Source organism: Corallococcus praedator (assembly GCF_003612125.1).
Classification (GTDB): Bacteria; Myxococcota; Myxococcia; order Myxococcales; family Myxococcaceae; genus Corallococcus; species Corallococcus praedator.
Map to the genome: position 1 here is coordinate 1 of NZ_RAWI01000285.1, position 12,293 is coordinate 12,293.

Genomic DNA, 12,293 nt, shown 5'->3' on the forward strand with positions numbered 1-12,293 from the left:
GCGGTGGTGGCGCCTCGGGCTTCATCCACCTGCGCAGCGTCAGGAACTGCACCCAGGATCCCAACGCGGTGATCAGCCCCTCCTCCATCGGCGGCTGCCCCACGCCCTGACCTGCTCGCAAGCCGTCGCTCGCGGCACCCTTCGGACCGTCGTCCCCTTCCGGGGCGGCGGTCCGTTTTCGTTGGGGGATCGCGCCCGCCTGCCAGGAGACCAGGCATGGGCGGGGGCGTTCATCCATGCACTTTTCGCCACTGCGTCCCTGACAGCGCACTGGCCATCCGCGGGGGAAGTCACGAAGTTCCAACGCCTGGAGTCCTGCCCGCACGGGGAAGGAGGCCCAGGGCGTGGAGGCGCATGAGCGCGGTGGATGACGTGCTGCGGGGTGGAGGGGCCTGTGGCGCCCTGCTGCGACAGGTGGACTGGGCGGCCACGGCGCTGGGGCCGGTGGAGTCCTGGCCCCAGTCCCTGCGCACCGCGGTGGGCATCGTGCTGGCGGCGAACTACCCCCTCTACGTCGCGTGGGGGCCCAGGTACGTGCAGCTCTACAACGACGCGTACCGGCCCATCTGCGGCAGGACCAAGCACCCCGCCGCCCTGGGCCAGGAGGCGGCCGTCACCTGGCCGGAGGTCTGGAACATGCTGGGCCCGGGCTGGGAACGCATCCAGTCCACCGGCGAGGCCATCTTCGTGCAGGACCTGATGATGCCGCTCGACCGCAACGGCTTCATCGAGGAGTGCTACTTCACCTACAGCCACTCGCCCATCCGCGATGAGTCGGGCGGCGTGGGCGGCATCTTCGCCGCCCTCACCGAGACCACCGCGCAGGTGCTGGGCACGCGGCGGCTCGACACCCTGCGAGAGCTGGGCGCGTCCACCGCCGACCGGGTGAGCGCGGAGGACGCCTGCCGCGAGGCGCTCCGGGTCATCGGCAGCGACCCGCTCGACATCCCCTTCGCCCTGCTCTACCTCGTGGACGACGCGACCGGCACGGCGCGGCTGGCCGGCACGTGTGGACTGCCCGCGAACGAAGAGGCCCTGGCGCCCGCCACGGTCGCGCTCCCAGAGGCGGCCCGGGGCGAGGACGCCTCCTGGCCCCTGGGCCCCTCCACCGGCGCCGGCGGCCCCCTGAGATGGGAGCGGATGCCCACGGCGTCGGGCACCGTGGCGGCGGGGCCCTGGCCGGAGGGGACCTCCTCCGCGTGGGTTCAGCTCCTGCCGCGCGCCGGGCAGGCGCGACCGGCGGGCTTCCTGGTGACGGGCCTGAGCCCGCGTCTGGCGCTCGACGAGACCTATGGCGGCTTCCTGGAGCTGATGGCGCGAGGGGTGACGACGGCCATCAACAGCGCCCGGGCCCGCGAGGAGGAGCGCCGCCGCGCGGAGGCCCTGGCCGCGCTGGACCGCGCGAAGACGGATTTCTTCAGCAACGTAAGCCACGAGTTCCGCACGCCCCTGGCGCTGATGCTGGGCCCGGTGGAGGACGGCCTCCAGGATGCCGTGGAGCCCCTGGGCCCCCGGCAGTTGGAGCGCCAGCGCACGGTGCACCGCAACGGTCTGCGGCTGCTCAAGCTGGTCAACACGCTGCTGGACTTCTCCCGCATCGAAGCGGGCCGCACGCAGGCGGCCACCGTGCCCACGGATCTCTCCGCGCTCACCGAGGGCCTGGCCAGCGGCTTCCGCTCCACCCTGGAGCGCGCGGGGCTGACGCTGGACGTGGATTGTCCCCCGCTGCCGCACCCCGTCCGCGTGGATCCGGAGCAGTGGGAGAAGGTCGTCCTCAACCTGCTGTCCAACGCGTTCAAGTTCACCCATGCGGGCGGCATCCGCGTGAGCCTCCGGTGGCGGGAGTCCCAGGTGGTGCTGAGCGTGGCGGACACCGGCACGGGCATCCCCGAGCACGAGCTGCCGCGCATCTTCGAGCGCTTCCACCGCGTGCAGGGCGCCAGGGGGCGCAGCTACGAGGGCAGCGGCATCGGCCTGTCCCTGGTGCGGGAATTGGTGAAGCTGCACGGCGGCGACATCCGCGTGGAGAGCGTCCCCGACCGGGGCAGCACCTTCACCGTGACGCTGCCCGCGCCCATCGATTCGGCACCTGCGCCGGTCGCTCGAAGCACCGCGACCGGTGCCACCGAGCCTGCCCCGAGGACCGCGCCGGGCACGGCCATGTCGGCGTTCCTCGAGGAGGCCTCCGGATGGCTGGAGGCGCCGCCCGGCGGGGCTCCGCTCCTTGCGCGCGACGGCGACCCGACACCGCCGCCGAGGGGCATCGAGGGCCATGTCCTCTTCGTGGACGACAACGCGGACATGCGCGCGTATGTGCGCTCACTCCTGTCGGATCGCTTCGAGTTGACGCTCGCGGCGAACGGGCTGGAGGCGCTGGAATCCTGCCGCACCCGGGTGCCGGACCTCATCCTGAGCGACGTGATGATGCCGGGGCTGGACGGCTTCGGCCTCTTGCGAAGGCTGCGCGAGGACGCGCGGACGCGGTACGTGCCCATCATCCTGCTGTCGGCGCGGGCCGGCGAGGAGGCCACGGTGGAGGGCCTGCGCATGGGGGCCACCGACTACCTGGTGAAGCCGTTCTCCTCCCGCGAGCTGCTGGCGCGCGTGGAGGGCAACCTCGCCGCGGCCCGGGCACGGCAGGAGCAGCGCCGCGCGGAGCAGGAGCGCGAGAAGCTCAGCGCCGTGGTGGAGCAGTCCTCGGACTTCATCGGGATTGGCGGGCCGGATGGCAGGGCCCTGTTCGTCAACGAAGCGGGGCAGCGGCTCCTGGGACTGGAGGGCCTGGAGGAGGTGCGGCGCACGAGCCTGCTCGACTACTTCCAGGAGGAGGACCGCCGCTACGTGCGCGACGTCATCCTGCCCAGGCTGCGCGAGGAGGGCCGCTGGGACGGGGAGTTCCGCTTCCGTCACTTCCGCACCGGGGCCACCGTGCCCGTGCAGTTCAACTTCTTCACGCTGCGCGACCCCCAAACGGGCGAGGACATGGGCATCGCCACGGTGAGCCGCGACATCACCGAGCGCCACCGCCGTGAAGAAGAAGCACGGCTGCGGGCGGAGTTCGAACAGCAGCTCATCGGCATCGTCAGCCACGACCTGCGCAACCCCCTCAACGCCATCCTGTTGTCGGCGCACGCCCTGCTCCAGCGCGACGACCTGGGCGAGCGCGCGACCAAGAACACGGGCCGCATCATCAGCAGCGCCGAGCGCGCCAACCGGCTCATCCGCGACCTGCTGGACGTGACGCAGGCGCGACTGGGCGGAGGGCTGCCGGTGCATCGCCGTCCCATGGACCTCCACGAGGCCACGCGCCAGTCCCTGGAGGAGGTGCAGGTGGCCTTCCCGGAGCGCCGGGTGGTGCTGGAGCAGCAGGGCGACGGCCATGGGACGTGGGACGGGGAGCGGCTGGGCCAGGTGGTGCAGAACCTGGTCACCAACGCGCTCCGGTACGGCGACCCGGCGGCCCCGGTGCGGGTGACCACGCGAGCGGACGGGCACGACCTGGTGCTGGAGGTCCACAACCGGGGGCGTCCCATTCCCGCGGAGATGCTGCCCAAGCTGTTCCAGGCGATGCGGCGCGGGCAGCACGACGAGGACCGGGCGTCCCGCAGCGTGGGCCTGGGGCTCTACATCGTGGAGCAGGTGGTGCGCGCGCACGGCGGACACGTGGTCGCGACGTCCAGCGCCGACGCCGGCACCACCTTCACGGTCCACCTGCCGCGCGAAGCGACCATGCGCGCGCACGACGTCGTGTCCTGAGCGGGGCCCCGCGCCCGCCGCGGTGCGTAAGCGAACAGGGGCCCTCCTTTTCGAAGGCAAGGGGCGGCCCCGGACGTATAGATCGCGCATGCGCACTGCACTGATGGCCGCTTCGTTCCTCATCCTCGCGGGTTGTTCGCACTCGACGTCCGCGCCCCCGTCGTCCCCTGCTTCAACCACCGAGTCCCAGCCGGCGCCCGTGTCGGCGCAGGCGCTGGTGGATGCCCCGGACCGCACGGAGGCGGACCGGGCGCTGGATGCGGGCCGGCACCCCGCGGCCCTGATCGAGTTCACGGGCGTGCGGCCCGGCATGAAGGTCGCGGAGCTGATGGCGGGCGGCGGCTACACCACGGAGTTCCTGGCGCGCGCGGTGGGACCCACCGGCAAGGTGTACGGAGTGAACCCGAAGTTCGTGCTGGAGAAGTTCGCGGAGAAGCCGTGGCAGGAGCGGCTGGCGCGCCCGGTGAACCAGAACGTGGTGCGCGTGGACCGTGAGCTGGACTCGCCGCTGCCGCCCGAGGTGAACGACCTGGACGTGGTGGTCAGCAACATCATCTACCACGACGTCACGCTGCTCGGGTCGGACCCGGCGAAGATGAACGCGGCGGTGTTCCAGGCGCTCAAGCCCGGTGGCGTCTACGTCGTCCTGGATTCGAGCGCGAAGGCCGGCACGGGCATCGCGGATGCGAAGACACTGCACCGCATCGACGAGCAGGTGGTGCGCCAGGAGGTCGAGGCCGCGGGCTTCAAGCTCCAGGAGGAGAGCAATGTCTGGCGCAACCCGGAGGACGCGCGCGACTGGAGCTCCAGCCCGGGCGCCGCGGGCGCACGCCGGGGCACGAGCGACCGGTTCGCGCTGAAGTTCGTCAAGCCGGGATAGGGATAGAATGGGCGCCCCATGAGCGCCTCGCATCCGCCCCCTCGGATAAACGCCGCCATCCCGTACTTGAAGGAGCGCTTCCTCGCCGCATCGGGAGCGTCCGTCCTGTTCCTCATCGCGTGCGCGGCGCCCGCGGTGCACGTGGTCGCCGTGAGCCGCGAGGGCAGCCAAGGCTTGGAGAAGGACATCGCGGGCTTCGAGCTGCTGCTGACCGGCTGGCTGGGCGTGTTCGGCTTGAACTTCGGCTGGTACGCGAACCCCCTGCTCGCCCTCGCGACCTTCCTGTTGATGCTGGGCGCGGATCGCGGAGCCCTCGTGGCGGGTTCAATCGCCGCCGTCGTGGGGTTGTCGTCCCTGTCCTGGTTCGTCCACCCGCTGCCGTCGGACGAGGGCGGGGTCATGTACAGCGAGCTGCTGTATCCCTCCCTCGGGTTCCTCTGCTGGATGATCAGTTTGGTGATCATCCCGCTCGTGGCCTTCGAACTTTCATCCAGGCGCAAGGCACAGGCCGCCGCGCCGGCACCGGGGCTTGCGCCATGACGAAGGCGAAGAAGCAGACCTTCACCGCGAAGCTCGAAGAGGCCAACGGGGTCGGAGGACGGTGGGTGTTCTGTCCCTTCGACGGGCGCGAGGTCTTCGGCGAGGCACGGGCGCCCGTGGTCGGCACCGTCAACGGGCATCCGTTCCGCAGCCGGCTGATGGTGTACGGCGGCAAGACGTGCCTGGGCTTCATCCAGGCCGTGCGTGACGCCGCGGGCATCGAGATCGGCTCGTCGCTGCGCATCGTGTTGGAGCGCGATGAAGCGCCCCGCACCGTCGAGGTGCCGGAGGCCCTGCAACGTGCGCTCGACGCCGAGCCGGCCCTCCGGGACGTGTTCGACGGGCTCGCGTTCACGCACCGCAAGGAGTTCGCGCAAGCGGTCGCCGAGGCGAAGCGCGAGGAGACCCGTGAGCGCCGCGTGGCCCAGACGCTGGAGAAGCTGCGCGCCCGGGCCGCTCAGTCCTGAGCCGCACCGTCCTCGTCCGCGCCCTGCCCCCGCACCGCCGTGAGCAGCAGGTCGTACTTCCCCCCCAGGAACGTGCGGAAGCCGTGCTGGTGCAGGTAGCGGCGGTAGAAGGACAGGTCCTTCACCAGAAGCGACAGGTCCGGTTCGCGCAGGTTGCGAACGCGCGCGCCATAGACGACCTCGCCGTCGCGGAAGCGTGAGTTGGGAAAGCCCAGCACCAGCGACGCCCTGGGCTCCAGGTGCTCCTGCACGAGCTTGCGCAGGAGCGCCCGGTCGTCCACGCCGGGGCTCTGCATCGTGCCCACGGACACCACCGCGTCGAAGCGCCCCAAGCCCGCTGGGAGCGCGTTCAGGTCCGCCTGCATGAACGAATGGCGCGCATCCGGGAACGCCCTGCGGGCTTCATCGAGCGCGCTCGCGCTGTGGTCCACGCCCACGAAGCGGACGCCCTCCACCGCTTCGAACGCGGAGAGTTCGTCGCCCCGGTTCACGCCCAGGTCCAGCACCCGCGCGCCTGGAGGCAAGCGCAACCGCTCCACCGCTTGCAGCCACGGAACCAGGAAGCCCGCGTCCTCGAACTTGCGCACCCGCGCGAAGTCGGACGCAGCGCCATAGCGCTCCTGCGGTGACTCCGAACGTTCCCCGCTACCTGCGTGCCACGGAGCCTCTGCGCCCAGAGGCTCGAACGTGAGCAGCACATGCGTGTCATCCACCGCGCGAGGCGTGCGAAGGCGGCAGGACAACCCTTCCGCCAGGTCGCACCAACTCCGCAGCGGCCGATGGACGAGCCCACCCTCCGGCCCAACGCGCTCTCCCGGATAGCGCCCAGGGCCCAGGTCCGGATCCGGAACTTCAATGGACACCGGGCCCGCATCCAGCACTGCCTCCAGGTGACGCAGCACCAGGACCAGGGGTTCAGCGTGGAAGCGACGCGGGGGAACAGGAGGGCGCGACATGCCCTCCACCCTACCCCTCAGTGGGACTCCACCACGATCTTCCCGAACGGTCCCCGCTCCAGGTGCTCCAGGGCCGCGGGCAGCTCCTCCAGTCCGTATCGCCGGTCGATGACTGGCTTGAGCCCGAGACGATCCACTCCACGCACCAGCTCCTCCAGCGCCCGCCGGTGGCCCACGTTGATGCCCCGGATGGTCGGCTCCTTGAGCAGGAGCGGCGCGGACGGGCCCGTCACCGTGAACCCTTCGAACACGCCAATCACGGAGATGCGCCCATGCAGCGCGACCGCCTCGATGGAGCGCCCCAGGTGCGCGCCGCCCACCAGCTCCAGGATGTGGTCCACGCCCCGGTCCGCCGTGAGGCGGTACACCGCCTCAACCCAGTCCTCGCGCTCGCGGTGGATGAGGTGTGTCGCCCCCAGCGCCTTCGCCCGCGCAAGCTTGTCGTCGCTCCCCGAGGTCACGAAGACGTCCGCGCCCATGGCCCTTGCCAGCTGCAACCCGAACAGCGCCACACCCCCCGTGCCCTGCACCAACACCGTCTGTCCCGGACGGACGGGGCCGTATTCGACCAGGGCGGTCCACGCGGTCAGTCCCGCGCAGGGCAAGGTGCTCGCCTCCCCCGCATCCAGCGTGGCCGGAGCCTTCACGAACCAGTCCGCCGGAAACGCGACGTACTCCGCGAGGACCCCCGGATGCGAACCGCCCAGCATCACGTACGGCGGCATGCGCGCCGAGCCATGACCCGGTCCCTCCAACCGACCGGGAGAGAACGTGGAGATCACCCGGTCCCCCACCGCGAACCGCGTCACGCCCTCCCCCACGTCCGTCACCACGCCCGCCAGGTCCGAGGCCGGGGTGAAAGGGAACCGCTGAGATGGTCCCACGCCGGACTCGATGGCGCTCTTGTCGCGGTAGTTCAGCGACACGGCCGCCACCTTCACCCGCACCTCGCCCGGTCCCGGCTCCGGAAGGGCCACGGTCTTCAGGCGCAGCCGCTCTCGCCCCGGTGCATCCATCTCCCAGCGCTTCATCGTCGTCGTCACCACGCACAGCTCCTTGCGGCAGGTTCGCGGCGGGAAAGCTATTGTCGAAGCTGCATCCACGGTGGCGACAAGGCTTCCTTTCACTGTCGCCCCCAGGGCGACAATGGGCGCGACATGAGCGATTCCCTCAACGGTGTGTCCGTCTTCGTGGAGGCGGTGGAGGCCGGTGGCTTCTCCGCCGCCGCCGCGAAGCTCCACCTCTCGCGCTCCGCCGTGGGCAAGACGGTGGCCCGCTTGGAGGAGCGGCTGGGGGTGCGCCTCTTCCACCGCACGACGCGCACACAGAGCCTGACCCACGATGGACAGGTCTTCTATGAGCGGTGCCTGCGCGCGCTGGAAGAACTGCGCGCGGGGGAAGCGCTGCTGGAGTCCGGCAAGCAGGAGGCCGCGGGCAGGCTGCGCGTCAGCGTGCCCGTGCTCTATGGACGTCGCTGCGTGGCGCCCCTCCTCATGACGGTGGCGCGCGCGCATCCGAAGCTCGAACTGGACCTGTCCTTCAGCGACCGCACCGTGGACCTGCTGGAGGACGGCTTCGACCTCGCCATCCGCAACGGGGGCAGCAACGGAGTCGGACCGGGCGGGGATGGGCTCACCGTCCGCCGTGTCGGCCATCAGCGGATGAGCGTCTTCGCGTCCCCGGGCTACCTGCGCAAGCGCGGCACACCCCGCACCTGGGAGTCATTCGCGAAGCACGACACGCTCGCCTACGTGCGCTCAGGGCAACTGCGCACCTGGCTCTTTCCGCAGGAGGATGGCTCCAACGTGGAGCTCGTGCCCCGCTCGCGCCTGCGCTTCGATGACCTGGAGGCCATCGCCGACGCGGCGGTCGCGGGGCTGGGGCTCGCGTGGCTGCCCTGCTGGTTGGTGCAGGAGCGCGTGCGAGCCAAGGAGCTGGTGCGCATCATGACGGACAGCCCCGGCCTGCGCTTCGACGTCTACGCCCTCTGGCCCAACACCCCGCATCTGCCCATGCGCGTGCGCGTCGCCATCGACGCCCTCGCCGCGGGACTGCCCAACTCCGTCAAGTAGCGTCCTCGCCCACCACCCGACGGATGGAGTGCAGCTTGTCGGGGTTGCGCGTGACGTAGATGGCGACGATGCGCCCCTCCTCGATGGCGAGCGCCGTGGTCTGCAGGACGCCATCCGCTTCGAGGGTGACGAACGCCGGCAACCCGTCGATGGCCCCCTCGTACACGAGCTTGGACAATGCCAATCCCGAGTGCTGGAACAGCCCGTCCAGGAGGCGCAGGGTCTTCTCCGCGCCGTAGATGGGATTGAGCGCGGCCTTTGTCCTGCCGCCGCCATCGGAGTACGTGATGACGTCCTGGGCGAGCAGGGCCTGGAGCGCGTTCACGTCCCCACTCCGGGAGGCGGTGAAGAACGCCGACGCCAGCTCGCGGCCCTGCCCTTCGGACACGGGGAAGCGGGGCCGGGCCTCGCGCACGTGACTTCTCGCGCGGCTGGCGAGCTGACGGCAGGCAGCCGGGTCGCGGTCGATGGCCTTCGCCACCTCGTCGAAGTCCATGCCGAACACGTCGTGCAGCAGGAACGCGGCGCGCTCCAGCGGGGACAGGCGCTCCAGGGCCATCATCAGGGTCAGCGTCAAGTCGTCGCCCTCCACGGTTTCGACGATGGGCTCTGGAAGCCAGGTCCCCACGTACTGCTCGCGCTGGACGCGGGCGGACTTCAGGACGTCGAGGCACAGGCGCGTCACCGTGCGGACGAGCACGGCCTCGGCGTCCCGCACGGCGGCGCGGTCCGTCTGATGCCAGCGCAGATACGCCTCCTGCACCACGTCCTCCGCCTCCGCGACGATGCCCAGCATCCGGTACGCGATGCGGAGCAGGCGGGGGCGGAGCGGGTCGAAGACGTCCGCGGGGTTGGCGTCAGGCAGCTTCACTGCGCGAGGTCACCGGATGGATGGACTGGAAGCCGACGGAGATCCGGTTCCAGGTGTTGATCACCCCGATCATCAGGGTCAGCTTCACGCTCTCCTCCTCGCTGAAGTGCGCCCGCATCGCAGTGTAGTCCGCATCCGGCGCGTGCGTCTGGGAGACGAGCGTCAGGGCCTCCGTCCAGGCCAGGGCCGCCCGCTCACGGTCGGTGTACAGGGGCGACTCGCGCCAGGCGTTCAGCAGGAAGATGCGCTCCTCGGTCTCCCCATGCGCGCGGGCGTCGCGGGTGTGCATGTGGATGCAGAAGGCGCAGCCGTTGATCTGCGAGGCGCGGATCTTCACCAACTCCAACAGGTTTGATTCCAGCCCGCTGCCCTGGACCTTCCCGGAGAAGTCGAGCATTTCCTTCATGAGCGCGGGTGCGGCGGCGAACGGGTTCATCCTGGCCTTCATGTGCGGCTCCAGTTCCGGACAGGAAAAGTGCCTGTCCACCCCCAGGACGAATCACGGGAGATGGCTGTGACATGGTCATTCCGAAGGTGATTTTGTCCCCCTTCAGGAGGCCCCCCCGGATGAAGACCGTGACGGATGTCGAGGCGCTTGAGCGGCTGTACGGGTTCCCCACGAAGCCCTCCGTCATCAAGGTGGTGGACCACATTCATCCGGCTTATCGACCCTTCATCGAAACCTCACCGTTCGCGGTGCTCGCCACGGTCGGGCCGGAGGGGCTGGATGTCTCGCCCCGGGGTGACCCGGCGGGCTTCATCGTCATCGAGGACGCGCACACGCTGCTGCTGCCCGACCGCCGCGGCAACAACCGCGCGGACTCGCTGCGGAACATCCTCACCGACCCAAGGGTCGCGCTGATCTTCCTGGTCCCCGGCGTCAACGAGACCCTGCGCGTCAACGGCCGAGCGAGCATCGTCATCGAACCAGCGATGCTGGAGCGGTTCACCTTCGAGGGGAAGCAGCCGCGCTCGGTGCTTCAAATCACCGTGGAGTCGGTCTTCTTCCAGTGCAGCCGGTCGTTGATCCGCTCCGAGCTGTGGAACCCGGCAAGGCACGTCCCCCGCTCCGAGCTTCCCAGCAACGGAGCGATGCTCGCCGCCATCAGCCAGGACGCCTTCGATGGAGACGAATACGACCGGGAGCTGCCGGCGCGGCTGAAGACGACGCTGTACTGAGCCTCAAGCGACGCCGTCGAACACCGTGGCCTTGCGCAGGCGCACGTTCAACGTCTGCCCGGCCCGCACGCCCTCCAGCGCCGGCCCGATGACGCGCAGGAACGCATCGCCCACGGGGAAGCGGTACTCCGCCGCGTGGCCCAGGAACAGGCGAGCGGAGAGCACCAGCGGCGTGCCCGACGCCCCCAGCTCCAGCTCCTCTGGGCGCACCACCAGCGTCCCCGGCCCCGAGCGTCCATGCAGCTCCGGCGGCAGCTCGAACGCGGTCTGCGTCCCCACGCAGTGGAACGTGCCTGTCCGCGACTCGCCGCGCAGCACGTTCGCGCCCCCGACGAAGCCCGCGACGAACGGGGTCGCTGGCTCGCGGTAGAGACGCTCCGGGGTGTCCACCTGTTCGATGACGCCCCGGTTCATCACGGCGATGCGGTCCGACAGCGCGAGCGCCTCGCCCTGATCATGCGTAACGAACACCAGCGTCGTGCCCAGTCGGGAGCGCAGCGCGGCGATCTCCGCGCGCAGTTCCTCGCGCAGGGCCGCGTCCAGGTTCGACAGCGGCTCGTCCAGGAGCAGCACCCGGGGGGCCGCCACCAGCGCCCGCGCGAGCGCCACGCGTTGGAGCTGTCCACCCGAAAGCTCGTGAGGCATCCGGGCCGCGAACGCCTCCAGCCGCACCCACCGCAGGGCTTCGCGCACCCGCGAAGCCACCTCGTGCCGGGGCACCTTCCGGAGCATCAGCGGATACGCGACGTTCGCCTCCACGCTGCGGTGCGGCCAGACGGCATAGCTCTGGAAGACCATGCCCAGCCCGCGCCGCTCCGGAGGCACGCGCACACCAGGGCCAGCCACCACGTCATCGCCCAGGCGGATGATGCCCGCGTCCGGATGCTCCAGCCCGGCGAGCATCCGAAGCGTCGTCGTCTTCCCGCACCCGGAAGACCCCAGCAGGGACACCAATTCGCCCTGCCCCACCTCCAGGCTCAGGCCCCGCACCACTGGCGTTCCGCCATACGCCTTGACCAGTCCCTCCAGGACGATGGCCGCCATCACCACACCTCCGGCACGCGTCGCCGCGTCCACGCCAGCACGGCCTGTCCCGCCACCACCAGCGCCACGAACGCGCAGGCCAGCACGGCCGCGGAGGCCGGATCCGCGTAGCTCTGCAACTCGAACAACAGTGTCCCCAGCACCTCGGAGCCAGCGGGCACCAGCAACACCGACAGAGTGATCTCCGTGGCGCACGCGAGGAACGCCAGCACGAACGCCACCGTGAGCGCGGGCCGGAGCAACGGAAGCGTCGCGTCCACGAACGCCCGCACCGGCCCTGCTCCGCCCACCCGCGCCGCCTCCGCCAGCGACGGGTCCACCTGCGCCAGCGCCTCGGAGCTGTTGCGCTCGCCCAGCGCCAGGTACTTGCCTGCGTAGGCCACCAACAGCAGCCACGGCGTGTGCGCGAGCGCCAGCACGAAGGCCACCCGCTCCAGCACCACGAACCGCCAGTCCCGTGAGAACGCCACTAGCAGCGCGAGCGCCAGTACCGTGCCCGGCACCGCGTAGGGCCACACCGCCATCGCC

General features: G+C 70.5%; 12 protein-coding genes. 6 read left to right on the forward strand and 6 right to left on the reverse strand.

The genetic code is table 11. The features are described from left to right. Positions 1-354: 354 nt before the first annotated feature. The 4 genes from D7Y13_RS29030 (at position 355) to D7Y13_RS29045 (ending at position 5,643) form a co-directional block, all read left to right on the forward strand. Positions 355-3,756, forward strand: a complete 3,402-nt coding sequence (locus D7Y13_RS29030) for an ATP-binding protein (RefSeq protein ID WP_120585345.1) — start codon at positions 355-357, stop codon at positions 3,754-3,756. A gap of 88 nt (positions 3,757-3,844) precedes the next feature. Further along, positions 3,845-4,636, forward strand: a complete 792-nt coding sequence (locus tag D7Y13_RS29035) for a class I SAM-dependent methyltransferase (protein WP_120585346.1) — start codon at positions 3,845-3,847, stop codon at positions 4,634-4,636. Between the two features lie 18 nt (positions 4,637-4,654). Further along, positions 4,655-5,176, forward strand: coding sequence for a hypothetical protein (locus D7Y13_RS29040; protein WP_147444466.1), 522 nt, complete (start codon positions 4,655-4,657; stop codon positions 5,174-5,176). Further along, complete coding sequence (locus tag D7Y13_RS29045) at positions 5,173-5,643, forward strand: YdeI/OmpD-associated family protein (RefSeq protein ID WP_120536489.1); 471 nt, start codon at positions 5,173-5,175, stop codon at positions 5,641-5,643. Before D7Y13_RS29040 ends, D7Y13_RS29045 begins: the two co-directional genes overlap by 4 nt. Here D7Y13_RS29045 and D7Y13_RS29050 read toward each other — a convergent pair. Beyond that, positions 5,634-6,599 (reverse strand): class I SAM-dependent methyltransferase, encoded by a 966-nt coding sequence (locus D7Y13_RS29050; RefSeq protein WP_120585351.1) that lies wholly within the window; start codon positions 6,597-6,599, stop codon positions 5,634-5,636. The two genes, D7Y13_RS29045 and D7Y13_RS29050, sit on opposite strands and share 10 nt — an antisense overlap. 17 nt (positions 6,600-6,616) lie before the next feature. Then, positions 6,617-7,642 carry a zinc-dependent alcohol dehydrogenase family protein gene (locus tag D7Y13_RS29055; protein WP_233602320.1) on the reverse strand — a complete coding sequence of 342 codons (1,026 nt, stop codon included), beginning with the start codon at positions 7,640-7,642 and terminating at the stop codon, positions 6,617-6,619. A gap of 114 nt (positions 7,643-7,756) precedes the next feature. Between D7Y13_RS29055 and D7Y13_RS29060 the strand changes: the two genes are divergently transcribed. After that, positions 7,757-8,671 (forward strand): LysR family transcriptional regulator, encoded by a 915-nt coding sequence (locus D7Y13_RS29060; protein ID WP_120536487.1) that lies wholly within the window; start codon positions 7,757-7,759, stop codon positions 8,669-8,671. Here the strand turns inward: D7Y13_RS29060 and D7Y13_RS29065 are convergent. Together D7Y13_RS29065 and D7Y13_RS29070 are read right to left on the reverse strand one after the other, a co-directional pair. After that, entirely contained in the window at positions 8,664-9,542 is an 879-nt protein-coding gene (locus D7Y13_RS29065; RefSeq protein ID WP_120585348.1) for a sigma-70 family RNA polymerase sigma factor, read from the reverse strand. The genes D7Y13_RS29060 and D7Y13_RS29065 overlap by 8 nt on opposite strands. Next, positions 9,529-9,990: a carboxymuconolactone decarboxylase family protein gene (locus D7Y13_RS29070; protein WP_120536485.1), complete on the reverse strand. Its 462-nt coding sequence runs from the start codon at positions 9,988-9,990 to the stop codon at positions 9,529-9,531. The genes D7Y13_RS29065 and D7Y13_RS29070 overlap by 14 nt, the downstream gene beginning before the upstream one ends. Before the next feature lie 119 nt (positions 9,991-10,109). Between D7Y13_RS29070 and D7Y13_RS29075 the strand changes: the two genes are divergently transcribed. Beyond that, complete coding sequence (locus D7Y13_RS29075; protein WP_120585349.1) at positions 10,110-10,721, forward strand: pyridoxamine 5'-phosphate oxidase family protein; 612 nt, start codon at positions 10,110-10,112, stop codon at positions 10,719-10,721. 3 nt (positions 10,722-10,724) lie between these two features. Here the strand turns inward: D7Y13_RS29075 and D7Y13_RS29080 are convergent, their stop codons facing one another. Together D7Y13_RS29080 and D7Y13_RS29085 are read right to left on the reverse strand one after the other, a co-directional pair. Continuing rightward, a complete protein-coding gene (locus D7Y13_RS29080; RefSeq protein ID WP_167508783.1) occupies positions 10,725-11,765 on the reverse strand; it encodes an ABC transporter ATP-binding protein in 1,041 nt (346 codons plus the stop codon). Beyond that, the coding region (locus D7Y13_RS29085) for an ABC transporter permease (protein ID WP_120630837.1) at positions 11,765-12,293 on the reverse strand (529 nt) is incomplete at its 5' end. The genes D7Y13_RS29085 and D7Y13_RS29080, both read right to left, overlap by 1 nt.